Here is a 24912-nt window from a genome sequence, read left to right as displayed (position 1 = left end):
GCTCAGGCGGCCGGGCCGGCGTCCACCAGCCCGGCCGCCTCCCGCGCACATCCCCAGGCGACCGTCACCCCGGCCCCGCCGTGCCCGTAGTTGTGGACCAGCATCCGCCCGCCCGGCCGGAGTTCGTGCTCCAGCCGGACCGCCGTCCGGTACGGTCGCAGCCCCACCCGGTGCGCCAGCACCCGTGCCCCGGCGATCTCCGGCCGGATCGCCGCACACCGCGCCACGATCCCGGCAGCGGCCTCCGGATCCGGCTCCAGCGACCAGGCGTCCTCCTGAGCCGTACCGCCGAGCAGCAGCCCGCCGGGCTGCGGGAAGAAGTAGGCGGAGGCGCCCCCCTCCGCCTCGTCGACGGACGTGTACCAGGTGGTGATCCCGGGGTTCTCCACCACGACCAGCTGCCCGCGCACCGGCCGCACGGCCGGATCCGGGACCAGGGAGCGGGCCCCGAGCCCGGTGCAGTTGACCACGACCGGCGCGGCCACCTCGTCCAGGTCGCCCACCACCCGCTCCTCGACCTTCCCGCCCGCCCGTTCCAACCGTTTCCGCAGCCACCCCAGATGGACCGGCATGTCGATCAACGGCAGCCGGGCCGCCAGGCCTTCACCGGTCTCGGCCAGCCCCGGCACCTGAGCCGCCCACGCACCCAGCCCGTCCAGCCGCTGTCCGCCGTGTACGCCCTCGACCAGGCGTACGCCCGTCTCCTCCGGCCGCGCCGCCAACTCCGCGTACACGACAAAGGAGGCGAGCGCCCACTCCCCGACCAGCGCCTCCGGCTCGATGCGGTACGGCCACCACAGCGCGCCGGCGACCGCCGAGGTCGTACGCCCGCCGGTCTCCCGGGCCCACACCCGCACCCGGCGCCCGCCCTCGGCCAGCACCACCGCGGTGGTCAGTCCGACGACCCCGCCACCGACCACGATCACTTCGTCACTCAGCTCAGACCGCACACGGTGACGTTAGCGGAATATGTCATGCCGCGCTCAGATCGTCCCGCTCTGGGGATACTCACAGCATGTCTGCCGCATACGCGACCTTCGGCCTGGCTCCGGCGACGCGCGCCGGCGGTGTCCGCGCCGACGGCGGCTACCAGCTCCACCGGGACTTCGTGGACTTCGTCGTCGACGGCCACCCGCTGCTGTTCCAGCTCTCCGACCTGGACGCCGTCTCCCCGCTCGCCTCCGACGTCCCGCCCGCGATCTTCACCGCCCAGGTCCGCAGCCTCCTCCTGGAGTCGGAGGCACCGCTGCCCGACAACCGGTACGTCATCTACGGCTGCCCGGAGTGCGAGGACCTGGCCTGCGGCGCGGTCACCGCGGTCATCGAGCACGACGGCGACGACTACGTCTGGCGGGAGTTCGCCTGGCAGACCGGCGAACACGCCGACCTGGAGCTGAACGGCTACCAGGGCATCGGCCCCTTCCGCTTCCGCGGCCCCGAGTACCGTGAGGCCCTCGGCGCGCTGCTGGCGGAGTCCGTCCCGCCGCCCGGCCGCCGGGTGCTGCTGATCGGCGCCCGCGTGGCCCTCCTCGCCAAGCTGGCCGCCGCCCTGCGCACCATCGGCATCGGGGCCGACATCACCCGCGACGCCGACGGCGTCCCCGCCGAGGAACTCCGCGGCTACGGTGCCGTCGCCTTCGGCCCCACGGTGGGCGAGGCCGAGCGGACCGCCGTACGCCAGGCCTTCGAGCGGGCGGGGGTGGACGTGGCCCACGTCGACGGCCTCGCCCCGATCGTCCCGCTTCTCGTCGCCCAGATCGAACACGCCCTCGATCGCAGCCCGCTGCCACAGCGCCGGCTGGCCCGCCTGGTCGCCGCCGACGGCACGGCCGGCATCGAGGTCACCTCGCCCTGCCGGGTGCGGCTCACGGCGTACCGCCTCGACCGGCTCTCCCGGCCGCGCGCCCACGAACTCTTCGACGGCGTCCTGGAGCCCGGCCGCCACCGCATCCCCCTGGACGGCAAGGCGGCCAAAGGCGCGTCCTTCGTCGTGGCCCGCACGTCCGGCACCGTCCTGGTGCAGGCGACGGTGCGCTGACCGCCCTGCCCCGCGGACATTAGGATCGGCGTTCTGATGACTGCCACCCTCGTCGCCAAGAACCTCGCCGCCGGGCACGGCGACCGCTCGCTCTTCTCCGGGCTCGACCTCGTCGTCGCGCCCGGTGACGTGATCGGGCTGGTCGGTGCCAACGGCGCGGGCAAGTCCACCCTGCTCCGGCTGCTCGCCGGGCTCACCGCCCCCGAACAGGGCGAACTGCGGCTCTCCCCGCCGGCCGCGACCGTCGGCCACCTGCCCCAGGAGCCGGAGCGGCGGCCCGGCGAGACCGTCCGCGCCTTCCTCGCCCGGCGCACCGGCGTCGCCGAGGCACAGCGCGTGATGGACGAGGCGACCCAGGCCCTGGTCGACGGGGCACCGGGCGCCGACGACGCCTACGCCACCGCCCTGGAGCGCTGGCTCGACCTCGGCGGCGCCGACCTGGAGGAGCGGGCCGAGGAGGTCTGCGACTCCCTCGGCCTGGCCGTCGACCTCGAGCAGCCGATGACCGCCCTCTCCGGCGGCCAGGCCGCCCGGGCCGGACTCGCCTCCCTCCTGCTCTCCCGCTACGACGTCTTCCTCCTCGACGAGCCCACCAACGACCTCGACCTGGAGGGCCTGGAGCGCCTCGAACGCTTCGTGACCGGCCTGCGCGCCGGCACGGTCGTCGTCAGCCACGACCGCGAGTTCCTCACCCGCACCGTCACCAAGGTCCTCGAACTCGACCTCGCCCAGCGGCAGATCAACCTCTACGGCGGCGGTTACGACGCCTACCTGGAGGAACGTGACGTGGCCCGTCGGCACGCCCGCGAGGACTACGAGGAGTACGCCGACAAGAGGACCGCCCTCCAGGACCGCGCCCAGATGCAGCGCTCCTGGATGGACAAGGGCGTCAAGAACGCCCGCCGCAAGGCGTCCAACGACAATGACAAGATCGGCCGCAAGTTCCGCAGCGAGGCCAGCGAGAAGCAGGCCGCCAAGGCCCGCCAGACCCAGCGCATGATCGAACGCCTGGAGGCCGTCGAGGAGCCCCGCAAGGAGTGGGAACTGCGCATGGAGATCGCGGCGGCCCCGCGCTCCGGCGCCGTCGTCGCCACCCTGCGGGACGCGGAGGTACGCCGCGGGGACTTCACCTTCGGGCCGGTGTCCCTCCAGATCGACTGGGCGGACCGGGTCGCGGTCACCGGCGCGAACGGCGCGGGCAAGTCGACACTGCTCGCCGCGCTGCTCGGCCGGGTGGAACTGGACGCTGGGCACGCGGCCCTCGGCTCGGGCGTGCTGGTCGGCGAGGTCGACCAGGCCCGCAAGCTGTTCCACGGCAACGAGTCCCTGCTGGACGCCTTCGGCGCGGCCGTACCGGACACCGAACCGGCCGAAGTCCGTACCCTCCTGGCCAAGTTCGGCCTCAAACAGGACCACGTGCTGCGCTCCGCGGCCACGTTGTCACCGGGGGAGCGGACCCGCGCCGCGCTGGCCCTGCTCCAAGGCCGCGGCGTCAACCTCCTCGTCCTGGACGAGCCGACGAACCACCTCGACCTGCCTGCCATCGAGCAGTTGGAATCGGCGCTCGATTCCTACGAGGGCACCCTCCTCCTGGTCACCCACGACCGCCGCATGCTGGACGCGGTCCGGGTCACCCGCCGCCTGGAGGTGGCAGCGGGCAAGGTGACGGAACGCGCCCCGTAAGGGGCGCGGGGAACTGCGCGACCAGCCCCCACCCGCCCGCAGCCGCCGGACAATCCAACCCGGCACCCCCTCCGGCGCCATCGGCCCCCTCAACGTACGCTCCGACCCGAGTCGGATCATCGGACAGGGAGGGGCCATGGCCATATCGCCCAAGCGGCCGGCCGCGCGGATCGTGCACGAACAGGACGTCCTCGCGCGCATGCGCGGCACCCAGGACCGGATCGCGGACGCCGTCACCGCCTTCTCCGGGACCATGACCTTCGTGTACCTGCACGCGTTGTGGTTCGCGGTCTGGATCGTCTGCAACGAGGGGGTGTTCGGCGACGGGGCGGTCTGGGACCCGTTCCCTTTCGGCCTGCTCACCATGATCGTGAGCCTGGAGGCGATCTTCCTGTCCACCTTCGTGATGGTGAGCCAGAACCGCCAGGCCGCCCGCGAGAACGTCCGCGCCGACCTCGACTTCGAGACCAATGTGCGCTCGGAGGTGTGGTCGGTCCACATGGGCCAGGCCCTCGGCGTCGACCCCGTGGAGGTCGAGCGGCGCGTCCAGGAACTGCTCGCGGAGAACCGGGCCCGGATGAACGGCACCGCCCGGCCTGCGAAGGACACATGATCTTTCGGCCGACTGCGTCCGCGTACGGTCATCCGACGCGTACGCGGAACTCCGGCCGCGTGGAACGTCCTACGTCCACCGACCGCCCCGCCCGGCCTCCTCGGCCGCCCGCTCCACCCGGTCCCGGTGCTCGGCCCAGGCCGCCGCGTCGCCGGGCGCCGTATTGCTGCCGTCCGCCCGCTGTCCCGTCGAGCCGTCGAGGAGTTCACGCACGATGTCGGCGTGACCGGCGTGCCGCTGACTCTCGGCGACCATGTGCGTGAGGACGCGGTGGAGGGTGATCTCCCGCGGCGGATCGACGGGGAGGTGCCCGACCGCGTCCAGGGGCAACGCCGCGATCGTCTCGTCCGAGTGGGTCCAGACCCGCCGGTACCCGCCGACCACCGCCGCACGCGTCTCGTCGGCCCGCGCCCACAGATCTCCGTTGGGTTCCGTGTCACCGGTGAACCACAGCGGTGGTGCCCCGTCGAAGGGCCGTCCGAAGGCTGCCCCGAAGTACCAGGCCTCGGCACCTGCGAGATGTTTGACCAGGCCCAGCAGATTCGTGCCCGTGGGCGTCAGCGGCCGTCGGATGTCGTACTCGGACAGCCCCTCCAGCTTCCACAACAGCACGTCCCGGGCGTCCTGGAGGTAGGTCCGCAGATCGGCCTTGAAGTCTGAGCCAGTCATGGCACCAGTCTTCGGATCAGGAGATCGTTGTCCACGGAATTACGCGGCGCGAGACGGCACCGGCGAGGGAAACGCGCCCCTCCGGGGGCGCGGGGAACTGCGCGACCGGCCACAACGAGCCCGCAGCTCCCCACCGCCCCCGGCGGGCACCCTCAGCGCTTCCCGTCCTTCCCTCCCAGCAACCCGGCCCGGCGCAGAGCATCGGCCATCGCACTGTTCGCGGGCGCCGGCGCCGAAGCCTGCCGAGCGCCGCCCCCCTGCCGCTGCTGCTGTTGCCGCTGCTGCGGCGGACGCCCGCCCCGCTGGCGCCGTTCGCCGCCGTCGCCCTGCCGGCCACCCTGAGGCGGAGCCGCTTCGTCGTCCAGCCGCAGCGTCAGCGAGATCCGCTTGCGCGGGATGTCCACGTCGAGGACCTTCACCTTGACGATGTCACCCGGCTTCGCCACGTCCCGCGGGTCCTTGACGAACGTCTTGGACATCGCGGAGACATGGACCAGGCCGTCCTGGTGCACACCGACGTCGACGAACGCGCCGAACGCCGCCACGTTCGTGACGACCCCCTCCAGGACCATCCCGGACGACAGGTCGGAGATCTTCTCGACGCCCTCCTTGAAGGTGGCCGTCTTGAAGGCCGGACGCGGGTCGCGCCCCGGCTTCTCCAGCTCCTTGAGGATGTCGGTGACCGTCGGCAGACCGAACGTCTCGTCCACGAAGTCCGTCGGCCGCAGCGAGCGCAGCGCCCCCGTGTTGCCGATGAGCGCGGCCACCTCCTGGCCCGACGTCTTCACCATGCGCCGTACGACGGGGTACGCCTCCGGGTGGACGCTCGACGCGTCCAGCGGGTCGTCACCGCCACGGATGCGCAGGAAGCCCGCGCACTGCTCGTAGGCCTTCGGGCCGAGCCGGGCCACGTTCTTCAGCTGGCTCCGGGAGGTGAAGGGGCCGTTGGCGTCGCGGTGGGTGACGATGTTCTCGGCGAGCCCGGAGGTGATGCCCGAGACGCGGGCGAGGAGCGGTGCGGACGCCGTGTTGACGTCCACGCCCACGCCGTTCACACAGTCCTCGACCACCGCGTCGAGCGAGCGGGACAGCTTCACCTCGGACAGGTCGTGCTGGTACTGACCGACGCCGATCGACTTGGGGTCGATCTTCACCAGCTCGGCCAGCGGGTCCTGGAGCCGGCGGGCGATCGACACGGCGCCGCGCAGCGACACGTCCATGTCGGGCAGTTCCTGGGAGGCGAACGCGGACGCCGAGTACACGGACGCGCCGGCCTCGGACACCATCACCTTGGTGAGCTTCAGGTCCGGGTGCCTGGTGATGAGTTCACCGGCGAGCTTGTCGGTCTCGCGGGACGCCGTGCCGTTGCCGATCGCGACCAGCTCGACCGCGTGCTCCTTGGCGAGCCGGGCCAGCTTGGCGATCGCCTCGTCCCACTTGTTGGCCGGGACGTGCGGGTAGATGACGTCGGTGGCGACCACCTTGCCGGTGGCGTCGACGACGGCGACCTTCACGCCGGTCCGGAAACCGGGGTCCAGGCCCAGCGTCGCCCGGGTGCCGGCCGGAGCGGCGAGCAGCAGGTCGCGCAGGTTCGCCGCGAAGACGTCGACCGCCTCGTCCTCGGCGGCCGTACGCAGGCGCAGCCGCAGGTCGATGCCGAGGTGGACCAGGATGCGGGTGCGCCAGGCCCAGCGGACCGTGTCCGACAGCCACTTGTCGCCCGGCCGGCCGCGGTCGGCGATCCCGAACTTGTGGGCGATGATTCCCTCGAACGAGGACGGGCCCTCGGTCGGCTCCTCCGGCTCCAGGACGAGGTCGAGGACCTCTTCCTTCTCGCCGCGCAGCATGGCCAGGATGCGGTGCGAGGGCAGGTCGGTGAACGGCTCGGCGAAGTCGAAGTAGTCGGCGAACTTCGCGCCCGCCTCCTCCTTGCCGTCCCGCACCTTGGCGGCGAGCCGGCCGCGCACCCACATCCGCTCACGCAGCTCACCGATGAGGTCGGCGTCCTCCGAGAACCGCTCGGTGAGGATCGCGCGGGCGCCGTCCAGGGCGGCCTGCGGATCGGCGACGCCCTTGTCGGCGTCGACGAAGGCCGCGGCGGCCGCCAGCGGCTCCACCCCCGGGTCCCCGAGCAGCCCCTCGGCCAGCGGCTCCAGGCCGGCCTCCCGGGCGATCTGCGCCTTGGTCCGCCGCTTCGGCTTGTACGGCAGGTAGATGTCCTCAAGCCGCGCCTTGGTCTCGGCGCCCCGGATCTGCGCCTCCAGTTCGGGGGTGAGCTTGCCCTGCTCCCGCACCGACTCCAGGATCGCCGACCGCCGCTCCTCCAGCTCCCGCAGATAGCGCAGCCGCTCCTCGATCGTGCGCAACTGCGCGTCGTCGAGCATCTCGGTCGCTTCCTTGCGGTAGCGGGCGATGAAGGGCACCGTCGAACCGCCGTCGAGCAGCTCCACGGCAGCCTTGACCTGCCGCTCCCGTACGCCGAGCTCCTCGGCGATCCTGCCTTCGATGGACCCTGGAACCAGGGACCCGGGTGTCGTCACGATCCCGTACCGCCTTCTCCACTGAGGTTGCGCCGCAATTGTGGCAGGTGACACCGACAACCGGGCCCCAGGGCGCCTTTCCGCGACACGGACTCTCCCCGATTCCCCCGCCCACCCGAAAAACCACCCGCACACCTGATTCAACGAGCCGAACAAATCACCCCACCTCGATCACCCGCTCCCCACGACCCGCCGGTCCCCGCGTTCGGCCGCAGCGGTGCTGAGCCTGGACGGTGTTGTCGGGCGGTGTCGCGCTCCGCTGGTCCTGGTGTTGGGCCGCAGCGGTGCTGAGAGTGGGCGGTGTTGTCGGGCGGGGTCGCGATCCGCTGGTCCCGGGGTTCGGCCGCAGCGGTGCTGAGCGTAGGCGGTGTCGCGATCCGCCGGTTCCGATGTTTCCGCCGCGGCGGCGCTCAGCCCCGACGGCGGTGTCCGGCGGTGCCGGAACCGCCCCGGCCCTCGGTCCCGTCAGGCCTTGCCGACAAGGTCCGCGGGGAACGCTCCGGCGGCCACCGCGGCCCTAGCGAAGGTCACTGCCAGTTCCGTCAGGCGGGTCACGCCGTCGGCTCCCAGGTGCTCGTACGGTGCCCGGTCCAGACGGTCCGTCTCGGCCTCGATGTCCGCGCGCAGGGCCACCCCCGCCTCGGTCAGCTCGCCCGCCCCGTCGAGCAGGCCGCGCTCGCGCAGCCGAGCCACCGCCGCGTCCCAGTCGTCCTGGCTCCAGCCACGGGTGGCGAACACCCACTTCGGGGCCATGCCCTTGCCGGTCGCCGTATGCGTCACCACCGCCTCCAGCCCGTCCAGCCCGGCCGCCAGCAGCGTCGCGAGGTGCCCGTCGCCGCGGTGCTCGCGCAGCAGCGTGCTCGCGTGCCAGTAGGCGAGGTGGGGCTCCTGAGGCACCGGCAGGTCCGCGTGGGCGGCGTACAGCGGGCGGCCAGGGCGCGCGCAGGCCTCGGTGGCGCGCAGCGCGAGCCGCGCCGCCTCGGCCATCGCCTCGGACGCCACCGCGTCCGCGCCGAGCAGCCTCCGCAGCGACGCGTCGACGGCACGCGCGCGGGCGGCGAGGACGTCCTTCGGGGACGCGATCTCCCAGACGGCCGGCACATGCCGGGCCACCAGCTCGTACTTGTAGTTGTAGAACGTCGCCGTCACCGTGCCGGCTCCGACCGGCCCCAGCGCGGCCGCCCGCACCGCGAAATTGACGGCCCGCGGGTGGGTGACGCCGAGCGCGGCCAGTTCCTCGGCCAGCTCGGGGCTGAAGAAGTGGGTCGCGTGCAGGGAATTGAGCAGGGACTGGCAGCGGCGGCCGGCGAGCGGCTCCAGGAAGGCGGTTGTCATGAGCCGCACGCTACTGACTGGTTGGTACGGACTCCAGTGCCCGGCCCGATGCGGACCCGGTACGCCGTCCGGCAGGGCAGAGGAGCTGGGGGTCGAGTACGGCCCGCGGCCGCCCTGCGACGCGGGCTCCCCGCACCGGGCGCCCGCCGAGGTCGTCGACCGGCTCCGCTCGGTGAGCCGCCTCATCCGCGGCGCGGAACCGTCCACGTGAACCGCGGCCGGCGGCGCTCCAGGAACGCGGCGACCCCCTCGGTGGTGTCGTCGTTGCCGCGCGCCTGCTCCGCCCAGTGCGCGTCCCGGTCCGCGCGGCCGTTCGCGAACTCCTTCGCGGCGGCCTGCGTCAACTGCGAGCGTTCGGTCAGGATCCGGGTGAATTCGGCCACCCGCTTGTCCAGCTCGCCCCGCGGCAGCACCTCGTCCACCAGACCGGTGCGCAGGGCCCGCTCCGCGTCGATCAGCTCGCCGGAGAAGAGCAGGTACTTGGTGGTGGCAGGGCCGACCAGGGACACCAGGCGGCGGGTGGAGGCGGCCGGGTAGACGATGCCGAGCTTCGCCGGAGTCACCCCGAACAGCGCGCCCTCCTCGGCGAACCGCAGATCGCAGGCGGCGGCCAGCTGCGAACCGCCGCCGACGCAGTGGCCGCGCACCGCGGCGAGGGTCGGCTTGGGGAACCCGGCGAGCGCCTCCTCGGCGGCGGCGGCGAGGGCCTGTGCCTCGGCAGGGGAGCCCTGGAGGGTGGAGATGTCGGCGCCGGCGCAGAAGGTGCCGCCCGCGCCGGTGAGGACGAGAGCGCGCACGGCGGGGTCGGCCGCGAGGCCGTCGAGGAGAGGCGGGAGGGCGCGCCACATCTGCGCGGTCATCGCGTTGCGTTTGGCCGCGTTGCCGATGACTACGGTGGCAACGGCGTTTCTGACCTGGTGGTCGAGGCGGGGCTCCATGGTGCGCGATGGTATCCGCGCCGGGAAGAGGCGGAATTCCGGTGGTTCACGGGAGCCGTCCCCCGCCCGCTCGGAAAGTTCCCATACCCGTACAACCCGAATAGTTCGCGAAGTCGGCATCGAGGAGGGCAAGAGTCATCCCACAACTGACCTTGTCATACGCCAACGGTCAGATCCGTTCGATAGTTGCTGACTTGTGTTCAGTCCTCCGGCGCGGAGCGGGTCTGTACCAACACTCGACGTGTGGTGACAATCGAGCGCGAGGGTGGCGACCGGACGATGGAGAACCACGGGCGCGGGCATGACCCGCGTCCAGAGGCAGGCGGCGCCCCGCCGCCGGATCCGCTGCCGTACGAAGGAGTCTGGCGGTTCACCGCCGCCGCCGTGGACGCCTCGGTCCCGCAGGCGCGGCGCGCCGTACGGGACCTGCTCCAGCGTCAGGGCGTCCCGGTCTCGGAGGACCTGGTGTACGGGCTGTTGCTGATCGTCTCCGAGCTGGTCACCAACGCGGTCAAGCATGCGGCGCTGCTGTCGCCGGTGCTCGCCGTCGAGGTCGCCGTCGGCGCCGAGTGGGTGCGGGTGTCGGTGGAGGACAACCACCCCTACCGCCCGACCGCCCTGGAGGCCGACCATGGCCAGACCGGCGGCCGGGGGCTGCTGCTGGTGCGGGAGGTGGCCCGGGAGGCGGGCGGGGTGGTGGACGTGGAGCACACGTCGAGTGGCGGCAAGGTGATCTGGGCCGCCCTGCCGCTCAAACCCGCGACGCTGCCCTGAGGGGTCTCACCAGCCGGCGGACGGGCCCGTCAGCTCCCTGATCGCCGGGCGGGCCGCGTCCAGCACGGTCATGAACCAGGACGAGAAGGTGTCCTGGGCGTGCCGCTCGGCCAGCTCGGCGGCCGTCACGAAGGCGGTCGCCTCGACCTCGTCGGAGTCCGGCGCGAGCGGCGCCTGGACCATGCCGACGAACAGGTGGTTGAACTCCTGCTCGACCAGGCCGGAGGCCGGGTCCGGGTGGTTGTAGCGGACCGTGCCCGCCTCGGCGAGCAGCGACGGGGAGACCCCCAGCTCCTCGAAGGTCCGCCGGGCCGCCGCCGCGAAGGGCGCCTCACCGGGGTAGGGATGACCGCAGCAGGTGTTGGACCACACACCGGGGGAGTGGTACTTGCCCAGCGCCCGCTGCTGGAGCAGCAGCCTGCCGTGTTCGTCGAAGAGAAAGACGGAGAACGCCCGGTGCAGCTGCCCGGGGGGCTGATGCGCGGCCATCTTCTCGGCGGTGCCGATGGTCAGACCCTTCTCGTCGACGAGTTCAAGGAAAATCGCGTCTGCGGTCCCTTCCGACGTGCTGTGCGTCGCGGTGGCAGGTGTGATCGGCATACCCATCCTTCGCCTCGGTCTTCGTACCAAGTCTGCCGTACGAATCCGACACTCCCGGCACTTCCCGGCACGGGCACGCCGGAAGAGGGACCCGGTAGTTGATCGTGCCCTACGGGTGTGGGAGGGAACCGCCCGGGGCCCTCGAACGCAAGGACGCCGGGGCAGTGCGGAGCGCCTCGTCCAGGACCCGGCCGGACGGGGTCAGTGGCAGAGCCGGGCCTCGTGCTCCGCGTGTCCGCCCGGCTCCAGTTGGAAGGTGCAGTGTTCCACGTCGAAGTGGTGGCCCAGGCAGCCCTGCAACTCGTGCAGCATCTTCTCGTGCCCGATGGCGCTGAGCACGTCCGAGCGGACCACCACGTGCGCCGACAGCACCGGCATCCCCGAGGTGATCGTCCAGGCGTGCAGGTCGTGGACGTCCTCCACGCCGTCCAGCGCCAGGATGTGCGCCCGCACCTCCGCCATGTCGACATCCCGCGGTGCCGCCTCCAGCAGGACGTTCAGGGTCTCGCGCAGCAGCTTGAACGTCCTCGGCACGATCATCAGGCCGATGACGAGCGAGGCGATCGGGTCGGCCGCCTGCCAGCCGGTGGTCAGGATCACCACGGCCGAGATCAGCACCGCCAGCGAGCCCAGCGCGTCGGCCGCCACCTCCAGGAAGGCGGCGCGCACGTTCAGGCTCTCCTGCTGGCCGCGCACCAGCAGCGTGAGCGAGATCATGTTGGCGACCAGCCCGATCAGACCGAACACGATCATCTGGCCGCCACGGGTGTCCGCGGGCGTGACGAACCGCTGGACCGCCTCGAACAGCACATAGCCGCCGACCCCCAGCAGCAGCAGGCAGTTCGCCAGGGCGGCGAGGATCTCGGCGCGGGCCAGTCCGAAGGTGCGGTTGGTGCTCGGCGGGCGGTTGGCGAAGTGGATCGCCAGCAGGGCCATGCCGAGGCCCAGGGCGTCGGTCGCCATGTGGGCCGCGTCCGCGATCAGTGCCAGCGAGTCGGCCAGCAGACCGCCGACGACCTCGACCATCATCACCCCGAGGGTGATGGCGAGCGCCACCCGGAGCCGTCCGCGGTACGCCGCCGCGGCCGTACCGGTGGGCGGCGCGTGGTCGTGGCCGTGACCGTGGTCGTGCCCTGCCCCCATGAGATACGCCTCCTGTGTTCCGCCCGGGCTCACAGTGAACTACGGGTGGGGGGTATCCGGCAACGCGGCACTGAACACCGTTGTCATGTGCCCTGACCTGCGGAAACGAACCGCAGGTCAGGGTGGCCTCAGTTGCCTTCCGTGAGGGGGCGCGCCGCGTGGGCGGCCGGCCGGACGGGGATGCGCCGCCATGGACCGGTGTCCCCAATGCCCGTTCTGGGAGCGCGGTTTGTCGGCCGGGGCCTGGATCACGGATGATGATCTCGGCAACGGCCGGGGCAGAGCGGGCCGACCGTGCCGTGAACGGCCGGTGAACAAGCGGTCCTCACCATCCGATAACCTCTGCCGAATGCCGTCAGGGGACCACCAGGCACCCCCCCGCCCCACCACGCAGCAGACCGGCGCCCGTACGCCGGCACCCAGGGAGTGAGTTCGGTTGTCGACCGCCATCGTCACCGGTCCGCCGGTGCCCGGATCGTCACTGGAGAGCGATCTGCGGGCGCTCGGCTTCGAGGTGCGGGCGGCGTCGGACACCGCCGAGACCGAGGCGCTGCTCACGGCCGTACCCGCCGACCGGCGCGTCGCCGTCGTGGACGCCCGCTTCGTCGGCCATGTGCACGCCCTGCGGCTCGGCCTCACCGACCCCCGCTTCCCGCTCGCCGCGATACCCGGCGCCGTCACCGCCCAGCCCGCCGGCCGTCCGGCCCTGAGCCAGGCGCTGGCCCGGGAGGCCTCCGCGGGCGGCAGCACCGACCTCGCGGTCGACAACCTCGTCACCGCCATGGACGCCGACGTCCACCGCCCCGAGCTGGGCAGCCTGGTCGCCGCCGTACCCGCCGACCCGCAGGCCCGCAACGAGGCACGGCAGGCCGTGGCCGCCGTCGACGACGAGGCCGTACGCCTGAAGTCGGCCGTGAAGTCCCGGGACGGCTTCTTCACCACCTTCTTCATCAGCCCGTACTCGCGGTACCTCGCCCGCTGGTGCGCCCGGCGCGGACTGACCCCCAACCAGGTCACCACCGCCTCCCTGCTCACCGCCCTGATCGCGGCGGGCTGCGCGGCCACCGGTACGCGGATCGGCTTCGTCGCCGCCGGCGCCCTGCTGATCTGCTCGTTCGTCCTGGACTGCACCGACGGCCAGCTCGCCCGCTACTCCCTGCAGTACTCCACGCTCGGCGCGTGGCTGGACGCCACCTTCGACCGGGCCAAGGAGTACGCGTACTACGCGGGCCTCGCCCTCGGCGCCGCCCGCGGCGGGGGCCACGACGACGTATGGGCCCTCGCCCTCGGCGCGATGATCCTGCAGACCTGCCGGCACGTGGTCGACTTCTCCTTCAACGAGGCCAACCACGACGCCACCGCCAACACCAGCCCCACCGCCGCCCTCTCCGGCAGGCTCGACAGCGTCGGCTGGACGGTCTGGGTGCGCCGGATGATAGTTCTGCCCATCGGCGAGCGATGGGCACTGATAGCCGTCCTGACGGCGGCCACGACCCCGCGGATCACCTTCTACGTGCTGCTGGCCGGCTGCGCCTTCGCCGCGACCTACACCACGGCCGGGCGGGTCCTGCGGTCGCTGACCCGGAAGGCGAAGCGCACCGACCGGGCGGCGAAGGCGCTGGCGGACCTGGCCGACAACGGCCCCCTCGCGGGATTCGTGTCCCGCGCCCTGCGCGCCCCGTTCGGCTCCCCGTTCCCGGTGGCCCTCGCCGGCGTGGCGGTTCTCACCGCCTGCCTCCTCTCCGGTGTGACCTGGGCCCCGGTCGCGGGCGCCGTCGCCTACGCCCTCGCCTCCGGCCGGGCCCTCGCCCGCCCCCTCAAGGGCGCCCTCGACTGGCTGGTCCCGCCCCTGTTCCGGGCTGCCGAGTACGGCACCGTGCTCGTCCTCGCAAGTAAAGCCGGGGTAAACGGAGCCCTTCCCGCGGCTTTCGGCCTGGTGGCTGCCGTCGCCTACCATCACTACGACACGGTGTACCGCATCCGCGGCGACGCCGGAGCGCCGCCGGCCTGGCTCGTCCGCGCCATCGGGGGGCAGGAGGGGCGGACGCTGCTCGTCACCGTCCTGGCCGCGGTGCTCACCGCCGCGCAGTTCAAGGTCGCGCTCACGGTCCTCGCCGTGGCCGTGGCCGGGCTGGTGCTCGTCGAGAGCATCCGCTTCTGGGTGTCCGCAGGGGCGCCCGCCGTACACGACGAAGGAGAACCCGCATGATCGGCCTCGTGCTGGCGGCCGGCGCCGGCCGGCGTCTGCGCCCCTACACCGACAGCCTGCCCAAGGCACTGGTGCCGGTGGGGCCCGCCGGGATAGAGGACTCGATCACGGTGCTCGACCTGACCCTCGGGAACTTCGCCGAGATCGGCCTGACCGAGGTCGCCATCATCGTCGGCTACCGCAAGGAGGCCGTGTACGAGCGCAAGGCGGCCCTGGAGCAGAAGTACGGCCTCAAGCTCACCCTCATCGACAACGACAAGGCCGAGGAGTGGAACAACGCCTACTCCCTGTGGTGCGGCCGTGACGCCCTCAAGGACGGCGTGATCCTCGCCAACGGCGACACCGTGCACCCGGTCTCCGTCGAGAAGACGCTGCTCGCCGCCCGCGGCGACGGCAGGCGGATCATCCTCGCCCTGGACACCGTCAAGTCCCTCGCGGACGAGGAGATGAAGGTCGTCGTCGACGCCGACAAGGGCATGACGAAGATCACCAAGCTGATGGACCCCGCCGAGGCCACCGGTGAGTACATCGGCGTCACCCTCATCGAGGGCGACGCGGCCCCCGAGCTCGCCGACGCGCTGAAGGCGGTCTGGGAGACCGACCCGCAGCAGTTCTACGAGCACGGCTACCAGGAACTGGTCAACCGCGGCTTCCGGATCGACGTGGCGCCCATCGGCGACGTCCGGTGGGTCGAGATCGACAACCACGACGATCTCGCCAGGGGACGGGAGATCGCGTGCCAGTACTGACCCGGCTGATCCCCTCGCCGGTCGTCGTGGACATCCGCCCGGGTGCCCTCGACGACCTCGGGGGCGTGCTCGCCGACGAGCGCATCTCGCACTCGGGGCGGCTCGCCGTCGCCGTCAGCGGCGGCTCCGGCTCGAAGCTGCGCGAGCGCCTCTCGCCGAGTCTGCCCGGCGCCACCTGGTACGAGGTCGGCGGCGGCACCCTCGACGACGCGATCCGGCTGGCCGGCGACATCAAGGCCGGCCACTACGACGCGGTCGTCGGCCTCGGCGGCGGCAAGATCATCGACTGCGCCAAGTTCGCCGCGGCCCGGGTGGGCCTGCCGCTGGTCGCCGTGCCGACGAACCTCGCCCACGACGGCCTGTGCTCGCCGGTCGCCACCCTCGACAACGACGCGGGCCGCGGCTCCTACGGCGTGCCGAACCCGATCGCCGTCGTCATCGACCTCGACGTCATCCGTGAGGCACCGGCGCGCTTCGTGCGCTCCGGCATCGGAGACGCCGTCTCCAACATCTCGGCGATCGCGGACTGGGAGCTGTCCCACCGCGTCAACGGCGAGAAGATCGACGGTCTGGCGGCCGCCATGGCCCGGCAGGCCGGTGAGGCGGTGCTGCGCCACCCCGGCGGCATCGGCGAGAACGACTTCCTCCAGGTCCTCGCCGAGGCGCTGGTGCTCAGCGGCATCGCCATGTCGGTGTCGGGCGACTCCCGTCCGTCCTCCGGCGCCTGCCACGAGATCAACCACGCCTTCGACCTGCTCTTCCCGAGGCGTGCCGCCAGCCACGGCGAGCAGTGCGGGCTGGGCGCGGCCTTCGCGATGTATCTGCGCGGAGCCCACGAACAGTCCGTGTACATGGCCGATGTGCTGCGCCGGCACGGACTGCCGGTGCTGCCGGAGGAGATCGGCTTCACCGTGGACGAGTTCGTCCGGGTCGTGGAGTTCGCTCCGGAGACCAGGCCCGGCCGCTACACCATCCTCGAACACCTCGACCTCAAGACCCACCAGATCAAGGACTTCTACGTCGACTATGTCAAGGCCATCGGTAGCTGAACTCCGTCCGGTCGTGCACCCCGCTGGGGTCAAGGACCGGCGCAGCGGTGAGCACTGGATGGGACGCCTCTACATGCGTGAGGTGTCCCTGCGGGTGGACCGCTACCTGGTGAACACCAGGGTCACGCCCAACCAGCTCACGTATCTGATGACCGTCTTCGGCGTGCTCGCGGCCCCGGCCCTGCTGGTGCCGGGGATCACGGGCGCCGTCCTCGGCGTGGTGTGCGTCCAGATGTACCTGCTGCTGGACTGCGTCGACGGCGAGGTCGCCCGCTGGAAGCAGCAGTACTCGCTGGGCGGGGTCTATCTCGACCGGGTCGGGGCGTACCTCACCGACGCGGCGGTCCTGGTCGGGCTCGGGCTGCGCGCCGCCGACCTGTTCGGCAGCGGCCGTATCGACTGGCTGTGGGCCTTCCTCGGCACGCTGGCCGCGCTCGGCGCCATCCTGATCAAGGCCGAGACCGACCTGGTCGGCGTCGCCCGTCACCAGGCCGGCCTTCCGGTGGTCAAGGAGGCCGCCGCCGAGATGCGCTCCTCCGGCATGGCGCTGGCCCGCCGGGCCGCCGCCCTGCTCCGGTTCCACCGGCTGATCCTCGGCATCGAGGCCTCCCTGCTGATCCTGCTGCTCGCGATCGTCGACCACGTCCGCGGCGACCTCTTCTTCACCCGTCTGGGCACCGCCGTGCTCGCCGGCATCGCGCTGCTCCAGACCCTGCTGCACCTGGTCTCGGTCCTCGCGTCGAGCAGGCTGCGGTGAGCGGCGGACCGAAGGTCGGCGCGGTCGTCATCACCATGGGCAACCGCCCCGACGAACTGCGCGCCCTCCTCGACTCGGTCGCCAAGCAGCACGGCGACCCGGTCGAGGTGGTCGTCGTCGGCAACGGCTCGCCCGTCCCGGAGGTGCCCGACGGCGTCCGCACCCTGGAACTGCCCGAGAACCTCGGCATCCCCGGCGGGCGCAACGTCGGCATAGAAGCCTTCGGCCCGAGCGGCCGCGACGTCGACATATTGCTCTTCCTCGACGACGACGGCCTGCTCGCCGAGCACGACACCGCCGAGCTGTGCCGGGAGGCCTTCACGGCCGACCCGAGGCTCGGCATCATCAGCTTCCGCATCGCCGACCCGGAGACCGGGCAGACCCAGCGCCGGCACGTGCCGCGGCTGCGGGCCTCCGACCCGATGCGCTCCTCCCGGGTCACCACCTTCCTCGGCGGCGCCAACGCCGTCCGCACCCAGGTCCTCGCCGAGGTCGGCGGCCTGCCGGACGAGTTCTTCTACGCCCATGAGGAGACCGACCTGGCCTGGCGGGCCCTGGACGCCGGCTGGATGATCGACTACCGCTCCGACATGGTGCTGTTCCACCCCACGACCGCCCCCTCCCGGCACGCGGTCTACCACCGGATGGTCGCACGCAACCGGGTCTGGCTGGCCCGCCGCAACCTGCCGGCCCTCCTGGTCCCGGTCTACCTCGGGGTGTGGATGCTGCTGACCCTGGTGCGCCGCCCGTCCCGGCCGGCCCTGCACGCCTGGTTCGCCGGTTTCCGGGAGGGCTGGACCACCCCCTGCGGACCCCGCCGCCCGATGCGCTGGCGGACCGTGTGGAAACTCACGCGACTGGGCCGTCCTCCGGTGATCTGACAAGCTCGAAGGCGTGTGTCCGCGCGTGACGGCGTGCGGACACGCCACGGAACGGCCGCGCTCGGCACTCCGGCGTCCCCGGAAATGCGTCCGATGGCGCAGACGTGTCGTGCCCAGTAGCACAATTCCGTAAGACGAACGTAAGACGCATCCGAAGACGCATCCGAAGACGCATCCGAGGACGCGTCCGAAAGCGAAGGCTTCCACCCTTGAGTGAGACAACGCATGACGGCGGGATCGCGGTGAGCGCGGTGCCGTCCGCCGACGAGGGCCTCACGGCGGCGCAGCTCGCCGCCAGGTACGGGCTCGCGGTGAGCGGCGCACGCCCCTCGCTGCCCGAGTACGTGCGCCAGCTCTGGGGGCGGCGCCACTTCATCCTGGCCTTCTCGCAGGCGAAGCTCACCGCCCAGTACAGCCAGGCCAAGCTCGGCCAGCTCTGGCAGGTGGCCACGCCGCTGCTGAACGCGGCCGTGTACTACTTCATCTTCGGTGTCATCCTGCACGCCAGCCGCGGCATGTCGCAGGACGTCTACATTCCGTTCCTGGTCACCGGCGTGTTCACCTTCACGTTCACGCAGAGCTCGATCATGACGGGCGTGCGCGCGATCTCCGGCAACCTCGGTCTGGTGCGCGCGCTGCACTTCCCGCGCGCCTCGCTGCCGATCTCCTTCGCGCTCCAGCAGCTCCAGCAGCTGCTCTTCTCGATGATCGTCATGATCGCGGTGGTGGTCGGGTTCGGCAGCCGCCCGGGCCTGTCCTGGGTGCTGGTCGTCCCGATCCTGTTCCTGCTGTTCCTCTTCAACACCGGCCTCGCCCTGGTCGTGGCCCGGCTGGGCGCGAAGACGCCGGACCTCGCCCAGTTGCTGCCGTTCATCCTGCGCACCTGGATGTACATGTCCGGCGTGATGTTCTCGATCAGCAAGATGATGGAGGGCCGACCGGAGTGGGCGCGCACGCTCCTCCAGGTGAACCCCGCCACCGTCTACATGGACCTGATGCGCTTCGCCCTCATCGACGGCTACGGCGCCTCGAACCTCCCGCCGCACGTCTGGGCCGTCGCCCTGTCCTGGGCCGTGGTCGTGTTCGCCGGCGGTTTCGTGTACTTCTGGAAGGCGGAGGAGCGGTACGGCCGTGGCTGATCTCAACGACGTGGAGCGCAACCCCGGGGAGCGGATCCCCACCGTCATCGCGGAGGAGGTGCACATCGTCTACCGGGTCAACGGCGCCAAGACCGGCAAGGGCAGCGCGACGGCTGCCCTCAGCCGCATCTTCAAACGCGGCGAAGACCGGGGCGTCCGCAAGGTGCACGCGGTCCGTGGCGTCTCCTTCGTCGCCTACCGCGGCGAGGCGATCGGCCTGATCGGCTCCAACGGCTCCGGCAAGTCCACCCTGCTGCGCGCCATCGCCGGCCTGCTGCCCGCCGAGAAGGGCAGGGTCTACACCAACGGCCAGCCCTCGCTGCTCGGCGTCAACGCGGCCCTGATGAACGACCTCACGGGCGAGCGCAACGTCATCCTGGGCGGCCTGGCCATGGGCATGACCCGGGACGACATAAAGGCCCGCTACCAGGAGATCGTCGATTTCTCCGGCATCAACGACAAGGGCGATTTCATCACCCTCCCGATGCGCACCTACTCCTCCGGCATGGCGGCCCGGCTACGGTTCTCCATCGCCGCCGCCAAGGACCACGACGTCCTCATGATCGACGAGGCGCTGGCCACCGGTGACGCGGCCTTCCGCAGGCGCTCCGAGGACCGGATCCGTGAATTGCGTGAGCACGCGGGCACGGTGTTTCTGGTCAGTCACAACAACAAGTCGATCCGCGACACCTGCGACCGCGTCCTGTGGCTGGAGCGCGGTGAACTGCGCATGGACGGCCCGACCGAAGAGGTACTCAAGGAGTACGAGAAGTTCACGGGCAAGTAGCCCTGACTCGCCGGGGCCCCGCCGGAACCTTTCCGGTGGGGCCCCGCGTCTGCAAAGGAAACGTCAACTCCGGCTTGCCTTAGGAATCTTGACGCCAATCGGTGTGTTGTTGTGATCTGCGGGACACCCCGACGAACCTCGATGCGTTGTACAACGTAAGCTGTACCGGTCCCGGAAAGCGGCAAGTGGGGCGATAATGCGCGACACCCTCTGCCGGGCCGCCCCGCGGATTGCCGGGCGGCGTGTCCGAAATAGTGTGTATTGGGTCGGCAGTGTAGAACGGGAGATGTGACGGCAATGGCTACGGAAACTCCCCAGATCAACGCAGGCCGTGCCGTCCCCGCCCCGGGCAGCGAACGGTGACGGCGACCGCCTCGGCGCGCACCGGAGACCCGGAGCGCGGCACCCTGGACAAGGCCGCGGACGAGAACTTCCCCGTGGCCCCCTTCTTCCTGCCGAAAGCCTGGCGCGACGACCTGATGGCGGTGTACGGCTTCGCCCGCCTCGTCGACGACATCGGCGACGGCGACCTGGCCCCCGGCGGCGCCGACGCCCGCCTGCTCGGCGTGTCGCAGGCCGATGCCGACAACCGCCTGGTCCTGCTCGACGCCTTCGAGGCCGACCTGCGCCGCGTCTTCGACGCCGTTCCGCACCACCCCCTGCTGCGCCGCCTTCAGCCCGTGGTCCGCCGCCACTCCCTCACCCCCGAGCCGTTCCTCGGCCTGATCGCCGCCAACCGCCAGGACCAGTTCGTCAAGCGGTACGAGACCTACGACGACCTCCTCGCCTACTGCGAGCTGTCCGCCAACCCGGTCGGCCGCCTGGTCCTCGCCGTCACCGGCACCTCGACCGCCGACCGGATCCGGCTCTCCGACTCGATCTGCACCGCACTCCAGATCGTCGAACACCTCCAGGACGTGGCCGAGGACCTGGGCCGCGACCGGATCTATCTGCCCGCCGAGGACATGAAGCGCTTTCACGTCCAGGAGGCGGATCTCGCCAGGAAAACCGCGGGCGCATCGGTGCGTGCACTGGTTGCATACGAAGCACAACGCGCCCGCGATCTCCTGAATGAAGGCGCCCCCCTTGTGGGTAGCGTCCACGGCAGGTTGAAGCTGCTGCTCGCGGGGTTCGTGGCGGGGGGAAGGGCGGCGGTCCACGCGATCGCCGCCGCCGAATACGACGTACTTCCCGGCCCGCCCAAGCCCGGCAAGGGCCGGTTGCTGCGTGAGGTGGGCGTGACTCTGCGAGGAGAGGGGTGATCCGGACCGTGGACTCTCCCACACACGTGTCCGCGCCGGTACTCGCCGCCTACAGCTACTGTGAGACGGTCACCGGACAGCAGGCACGGAACTTCGCCTACGGCATCAGGCTGCTGCCGGCGCCCAAGCGGCGTGCCATGTCGGCGCTCTACGCCTTCTCCCGGCGCGTCGACGACATCGGCGACGGCGAGCTGGCCGACGAGGTGAAGGCGGCCCGCCTGGAGGACACCCGGGCGCTGCTCGCCAGGGTCCAGGACGGCGCGGTCGCCGAGGACGACACCGACCCGGTCGCGGTCGCCCTCGCGCACGCCGCCCAGGTCTTCCCGATCCCGCTGGGCGGCCTGGACGAGCTGATCGACGGCGTCCTGATGGACGTCCGCGGCGAGACCTACGAGACCTGGGACGACCTCAAGGTCTACTGCCGTTGCGTGGCCGGAGCCATCGGCCGGCTCTCGCTCGGTGTGTTCGGCACGGAACCGGGGGCGCGCGGCGCCGAGCGCGCGCCGGAGTACGCCGACACGCTCGGGCTCGCGCTCCAGCTCACCAACATCCTCAGGGACGTCCGCGAGGACGCCGGCAACGGCCGTACCTATCTGCCCTCCGACGACCTCGCCAAGTTCGGCTGCTCGGCCGGGTTCCACGGGCCGACCCCGCCGCCGGGCTCCGACTTCGCGGGCCTCGTGCACTTCGAAGTACGGCGCGCCCGTGCCCTTTTCGCCGAGGGGTACCGGCTGCTGCCCATGCTGGACCGGCGCAGCGGCGCCTGTGTCGCCGCCATGGCCGGTATCTACCGCCGCCTGCTCGACCGCATCGAGCGCGAACCGGAGGCGGTGCTGCGCGGCCGGGTCTCGCTGCCCGGACGTGAGAAGGCGTACGTCGCGGTGCGCGGTCTGTCCGGGCTCGACACCCGGCGCCACACCTCTCGTCTGGCCGTCAGGAGGCGCGCCTGATGGACACAGTGGGCCAAGGCGACGCCACCGGAGGAAAACGGCAGGCAACCCTCCGGCGCGACACGGCGTCCCTGACTGCGACGGCCCGACCTGCCCCGTTCCACCGGCACGGCGGCCAGGTAGGAAAGGCGACACGATGAGCGACGGCACGCGATCCGAACGGACGCACGACGACCTCCCGTCCGGGCGCACCGCCGTCGTGATCGGCGGCGGCCTCGCCGGCATCACGGCCGCACTCGCGCTCGCCGACGCGGGCGTCCGTGTCACCCTTCTCGAAGGCAGGCCGAGGCTCGGCGGGCTCGCCTTCTCCTTCCAGCGCGGCGACCTGACCGTGGACAACGGCCAGCACGTCTACCTGCGTTGCTGCACCGCCTACCGCTGGTTCCTCGACCGCATCGAGGGCGCGGCGCTGGCACCGCTGCAGGACCGCCTCGACGTGCCCGTGCTCGACCTCGCCAAGCCGGAGGGGGGGCGCCTGGGCAGGCTGCGGCGCGACCCGCTGCCCGTCCCCCTGCACCTGGGGCGCAGCCTGGCCGCCTATCCGCACCTCTCGCTCGCCGAGCGGGCCAGGGTCGGGCGGGCCGCGCTCGCGCTCAAGGGGCTCGACCTCGCCGATCCGAACCTGGACACACAGGACTTCGGCAGCTGGCTGGCCGCCCACGGCCAGTCCGCGCGTGCCGTCGAGGCCCTGTGGGACCTGGTCGGGGTCGCCACCCTCAACGCGGTCGCGGGCGACGCCTCGCTGGGGCTCGCCGCGATGGTGTTCAAGACCGGTCTGCTGTCCGACCCGGGAGCGGCCGACATCGGCTGGGCCCATGTGCCGCTGGGCGAACTGCACGACCGGCTGGCCCGCAAGGCGCTCGACTCCGCGGGCGTGCGTACCGAGGTCCGTACACGCGTCACCTCCGTCTCCACCAAGGAGAACGGAACCTGGAGCGTTCAGGTTCCCGGCGAGACACTCACCGCAGACGCCGTCGTGCTCGCCGTCGCCCAGCGCGAGGCGTACGACCTGCTGCCGGCCGGTGCCCTCGACGCCCCGCAGAACCTGCTGGCGATCGGCACCGCACCGATCCTCAACGTCCATGTGGTCTACGACCGTACGGTGCTCACCAAGCCGTTCTTCGCGGCCCTCGGCTCCCCGGTGCAGTGGGTGTTCGACCGCACCCACGCCTCGGGGCTGCGCTCGGGCCAGTACCTCGCGCTGTCCCAGTCGGCCGCCCAGGACGAGATCGACACCCCCGTGGCCGACCTGCGCGAGCGCTATCTGCCCGAGCTGGAACGGCTGTTGCCCGGTGCGCGCGGCGCCGGGGTGCGGGACTTCTTCGTGACCCGGGAGCGCACCGCGACGTTCGCCCCCACCCCCGGCGTCGGGCGGCTGCGGCCCGGCGCCCGTACCAAGGCACCCGGCCTCTACCTGGCCGGAGCGTGGACCGCCACCGGGTGGCCCGCGACCATGGAGAGTGCGGTCCGCAGCGGTGTCAGCGCGGCCGATGCCGCGTTGAGCACTCTGGGCCGGCCCCGCCCCCGCCACCTCTTCGAGTTCGAGGAGGCGGCGTGACGCTCGATCAGCAGGCGGCAGGCCCCCGCACCCCCGGTACCGCAACAAGAGGAGAAACTGTGCCCACTGTGCCCCCGGCCGAGACGGCTGCCGACGCGGTGGACGTGACCGCGCTCCTGGAGCGCGGCCGGACCCTTGCTACACCGGTACTGCGGGCGGCCGTCGACCGCCTGGCACCTCCCATGGACACCGTTGCCGCCTACCACTTCGGCTGGATCGACGCCGAGGGCAACCCCGCCGACGGCGACGGCGGCAAGGCCGTACGGCCCGCGCTCGCCGTGCTCTCCGCCGAGGTCACCGGTGCCGCCCCCGAGGTCGGCATCCCCGGCGCCGTCGCCGTCGAACTCGTCCACAACTTCTCCCTGCTGCACGACGACCTGATGGACGGCGACGAACAGCGCCGGCACCGCGACACCGTCTGGAAGGTGCACGGCCCCGCCCAGGCCATCCTGGTCGGCGACGCCCTGTTCGCCCTCGCCAACGAGGTCCTCCTGGAACTCGGCACCGTCGAGGCCGGCCGGGCCACCCGCCGGCTCACCACCGCCACCCGCGCCCTGATCGACGGCCAGGCCCAGGACATCTCCTACGAGCACCGCGACCGGGTCAGCGTCGAGGAGTGCCTGGAGATGGAGGGCAACAAGACCGGCGCGCTGCTCGCCGCCTCCAGCTCCATCGGCGCGGTGCTGGGCGGCGCCGACGACCGCACCGCCGACACCCTGGAGAAGTACGGCTACCACCTCGGCCTCGCCTTCCAGGCAGTCGACGACCTGCTCGGCATCTGGGGCGACCCGGAGTCCACCGGCAAGCAGACCTGGAGCGACCTGCGCCAGCGCAAGAAGTCCCTGCCGGTCGTCGCCGCCCTCGCCGCGGGCGGGCCCGCCTCCGAGCGGCTCGGCGAGATCCTCGCGGCCGACGCCAAGAGCAGCGACTTCGAGAACTTCTCCGAGGAGGAGTTCGCGGCCCGCGCCGCCCTCATCGAGGAGGCCGGCGGCCGCGAGTGGACCGCCGAAGAGGCGCGCCGTCAGCACACCATCGCCATCGAAGCCCTCCACGCCGTCGACATGCCCGCCCAGGTGCGGGCCCGGTTCACGGCGCTGGCGGACTTCGTCGTCGTACGAAAGAGATGATCATTATCGGTCGAACAACCCTCGCGTAGTCGCCGGCCGGTGCGAGCGCGCAGCCAGCACCGGCCGACGGCGGACCCACAGCAGAACGACTTCGCACGACTGCACGAAGGG

Annotated in this window: 24 protein-coding genes; 17 read left to right on the top strand and 7 right to left on the bottom strand. The window is 71.7% G+C overall.

Annotated elements, in window-relative coordinates:
• Positions 1 to 2: 2 nt before the first annotated feature.
• Positions 3 to 950 carry an FAD-dependent oxidoreductase gene (locus AB0P24_RS25340; protein WP_365797659.1) on the bottom strand — a complete coding sequence of 316 codons (948 nt, stop codon included), beginning with the start codon at positions 948 to 950 and terminating at the stop codon, positions 3 to 5.
• A 65-nt stretch (positions 951 to 1015) separates the two neighbouring features.
• Between AB0P24_RS25340 and AB0P24_RS25335 the strand changes: the two genes are divergently transcribed.
• From AB0P24_RS25335 to AB0P24_RS25325, 3 genes are all read left to right on the top strand, one after another.
• Positions 1016 to 2038 (top strand): oxidoreductase, encoded by a 1023-nt coding sequence (locus AB0P24_RS25335; protein ID WP_365797657.1) that lies wholly within the window; start codon positions 1016 to 1018, stop codon positions 2036 to 2038.
• A gap of 36 nt (positions 2039 to 2074) precedes the next feature.
• Complete coding sequence (locus AB0P24_RS25330) at positions 2075 to 3721, top strand: ABC-F family ATP-binding cassette domain-containing protein (protein ID WP_365797655.1); 1647 nt, start codon at positions 2075 to 2077, stop codon at positions 3719 to 3721.
• 136 nt (positions 3722 to 3857) lie between these two features.
• Positions 3858 to 4334 (top strand): DUF1003 domain-containing protein, encoded by a 477-nt coding sequence (locus AB0P24_RS25325; RefSeq protein ID WP_365797653.1) that lies wholly within the window; start codon positions 3858 to 3860, stop codon positions 4332 to 4334.
• Between the two features lie 69 nt (positions 4335 to 4403).
• Here AB0P24_RS25325 and AB0P24_RS25320 read toward each other — a convergent pair whose 3' ends face one another.
• The 3 genes from AB0P24_RS25320 to AB0P24_RS25310 all read right to left on the bottom strand — a co-directional run bounded on the left by AB0P24_RS25320 (position 4404) and on the right by AB0P24_RS25310 (position 8878).
• Complete coding sequence (locus AB0P24_RS25320; RefSeq protein ID WP_365797651.1) at positions 4404 to 5003, bottom strand: DinB family protein; 600 nt, start codon at positions 5001 to 5003, stop codon at positions 4404 to 4406.
• A 152-nt stretch (positions 5004 to 5155) separates the two neighbouring features.
• Positions 5156 to 7543, bottom strand: a complete 2388-nt coding sequence (locus AB0P24_RS25315) for a Tex family protein (RefSeq protein ID WP_365797649.1) — start codon at positions 7541 to 7543, stop codon at positions 5156 to 5158.
• A gap of 465 nt (positions 7544 to 8008) precedes the next feature.
• Positions 8009 to 8878, bottom strand: a complete 870-nt coding sequence (locus tag AB0P24_RS25310; RefSeq protein WP_365797647.1) for a hypothetical protein — start codon at positions 8876 to 8878, stop codon at positions 8009 to 8011.
• On the opposite strand from AB0P24_RS25310, the gene AB0P24_RS25305 reads away from it, so the two are divergent.
• The gene (locus tag AB0P24_RS25305; RefSeq protein ID WP_365797645.1) at positions 8877 to 9089 is read left to right on the top strand and encodes a hypothetical protein; all 213 of its coding nucleotides are present in this window, start codon (positions 8877 to 8879) and stop codon (positions 9087 to 9089) included. The genes AB0P24_RS25310 and AB0P24_RS25305 overlap by 2 nt on opposite strands.
• On the opposite strand, the gene AB0P24_RS25300 is transcribed toward AB0P24_RS25305, so the two are convergent.
• Positions 9061 to 9816: an enoyl-CoA hydratase/isomerase family protein gene (locus AB0P24_RS25300; protein WP_365797643.1), complete on the bottom strand. Its 756-nt coding sequence runs from the start codon at positions 9814 to 9816 to the stop codon at positions 9061 to 9063. The genes AB0P24_RS25305 and AB0P24_RS25300 overlap by 29 nt on opposite strands.
• Positions 9817 to 10095: 279 nt before the next feature.
• Between AB0P24_RS25300 and AB0P24_RS25295 the strand changes: the two genes are divergently transcribed.
• The gene (locus tag AB0P24_RS25295; RefSeq protein ID WP_365797746.1) at positions 10096 to 10590 is read left to right on the top strand and encodes an ATP-binding protein; all 495 of its coding nucleotides are present in this window, start codon (positions 10096 to 10098) and stop codon (positions 10588 to 10590) included.
• A gap of 6 nt (positions 10591 to 10596) precedes the next feature.
• On the opposite strand, the gene idi is transcribed toward AB0P24_RS25295, so the two are convergent.
• Together idi and AB0P24_RS25285 are read right to left on the bottom strand one after the other, a co-directional pair.
• Complete coding sequence (gene idi / locus AB0P24_RS25290; protein WP_365797641.1) at positions 10597 to 11190, bottom strand: isopentenyl-diphosphate Delta-isomerase; 594 nt, start codon at positions 11188 to 11190, stop codon at positions 10597 to 10599.
• A 201-nt stretch (positions 11191 to 11391) separates the two neighbouring features.
• On the bottom strand, positions 11392 to 12333 hold the full coding sequence (locus AB0P24_RS25285) for a cation diffusion facilitator family transporter (RefSeq protein WP_365797639.1): 942 nt from the start codon (positions 12331 to 12333) through the stop codon (positions 11392 to 11394).
• 436 nt (positions 12334 to 12769) lie between these two features.
• Here AB0P24_RS25285 and AB0P24_RS25280 point away from each other — a divergent pair, with 436 nt between their 5' ends.
• From AB0P24_RS25280 to AB0P24_RS25225, 12 genes are all read left to right on the top strand, one after another.
• Complete coding sequence (locus AB0P24_RS25280) at positions 12770 to 14542, top strand: DUF5941 domain-containing protein (protein WP_365797637.1); 1773 nt, start codon at positions 12770 to 12772, stop codon at positions 14540 to 14542.
• Positions 14539 to 15291, top strand: coding sequence for a phosphocholine cytidylyltransferase family protein (locus AB0P24_RS25275; protein WP_365797635.1), 753 nt, complete (start codon positions 14539 to 14541; stop codon positions 15289 to 15291). The genes AB0P24_RS25280 and AB0P24_RS25275 overlap by 4 nt, the downstream gene beginning before the upstream one ends.
• Positions 15279 to 16340 carry an iron-containing alcohol dehydrogenase family protein gene (locus AB0P24_RS25270; RefSeq protein WP_365797633.1) on the top strand — a complete coding sequence of 354 codons (1062 nt, stop codon included), beginning with the start codon at positions 15279 to 15281 and terminating at the stop codon, positions 16338 to 16340. Before AB0P24_RS25275 ends, AB0P24_RS25270 begins: the two co-directional genes overlap by 13 nt.
• Before the next feature lie 13 nt (positions 16341 to 16353).
• A complete protein-coding gene (locus AB0P24_RS25265; protein WP_234540340.1) occupies positions 16354 to 17097 on the top strand; it encodes a CDP-alcohol phosphatidyltransferase family protein in 744 nt (247 codons plus the stop codon).
• Entirely contained in the window at positions 17094 to 17978 is an 885-nt protein-coding gene (locus AB0P24_RS25260) for a glycosyltransferase (RefSeq protein WP_181803038.1), read from the top strand. Before AB0P24_RS25265 ends, AB0P24_RS25260 begins: the two co-directional genes overlap by 4 nt.
• 209 nt (positions 17979 to 18187) lie before the next feature.
• Complete coding sequence (locus AB0P24_RS25255) at positions 18188 to 19117, top strand: ABC transporter permease (RefSeq protein WP_365797630.1); 930 nt, start codon at positions 18188 to 18190, stop codon at positions 19115 to 19117.
• Positions 19110 to 19904 (top strand): ABC transporter ATP-binding protein, encoded by a 795-nt coding sequence (locus AB0P24_RS25250; protein ID WP_365797628.1) that lies wholly within the window; start codon positions 19110 to 19112, stop codon positions 19902 to 19904. The genes AB0P24_RS25255 and AB0P24_RS25250 overlap by 8 nt, the downstream gene beginning before the upstream one ends.
• Positions 19905 to 20263: 359 nt before the next feature.
• Positions 20264 to 21166 carry a squalene synthase HpnC gene (hpnC, locus tag AB0P24_RS25245; RefSeq protein ID WP_365797626.1) on the top strand — a complete coding sequence of 301 codons (903 nt, stop codon included), beginning with the start codon at positions 20264 to 20266 and terminating at the stop codon, positions 21164 to 21166.
• Positions 21163 to 22116, top strand: a complete 954-nt coding sequence (hpnD, locus tag AB0P24_RS25240; protein ID WP_365797624.1) for a presqualene diphosphate synthase HpnD — start codon at positions 21163 to 21165, stop codon at positions 22114 to 22116. The genes hpnC and hpnD overlap by 4 nt, the downstream gene beginning before the upstream one ends.
• Entirely contained in the window at positions 22116 to 22256 is a 141-nt protein-coding gene (locus AB0P24_RS25235; RefSeq protein ID WP_365797622.1) for a DUF6380 family protein, read from the top strand. The genes hpnD and AB0P24_RS25235 overlap by 1 nt, the downstream gene beginning before the upstream one ends.
• A complete protein-coding gene (hpnE, locus tag AB0P24_RS25230) occupies positions 22253 to 23674 on the top strand; it encodes a hydroxysqualene dehydroxylase HpnE (RefSeq protein ID WP_365797620.1) in 1422 nt (473 codons plus the stop codon). The genes AB0P24_RS25235 and hpnE overlap by 4 nt, the downstream gene beginning before the upstream one ends.
• Entirely contained in the window at positions 23671 to 24801 is a 1131-nt protein-coding gene (locus AB0P24_RS25225; protein WP_365797618.1) for a polyprenyl synthetase family protein, read from the top strand. Before hpnE ends, AB0P24_RS25225 begins: the two co-directional genes overlap by 4 nt.
• The last annotated feature ends 111 nt before the right edge of the window (positions 24802 to 24912 follow it).

This window comes from Streptomyces sp. NPDC086519 (assembly GCF_040686075.1).
GTDB lineage: Bacteria > Actinomycetota > Actinomycetes > Streptomycetales > Streptomycetaceae > Streptomyces > Streptomyces shenzhenensis.
The sequence above is the reverse complement of the archived record's forward strand: the minus strand, read 5'-3'. Positions and strand labels throughout refer to the sequence as shown.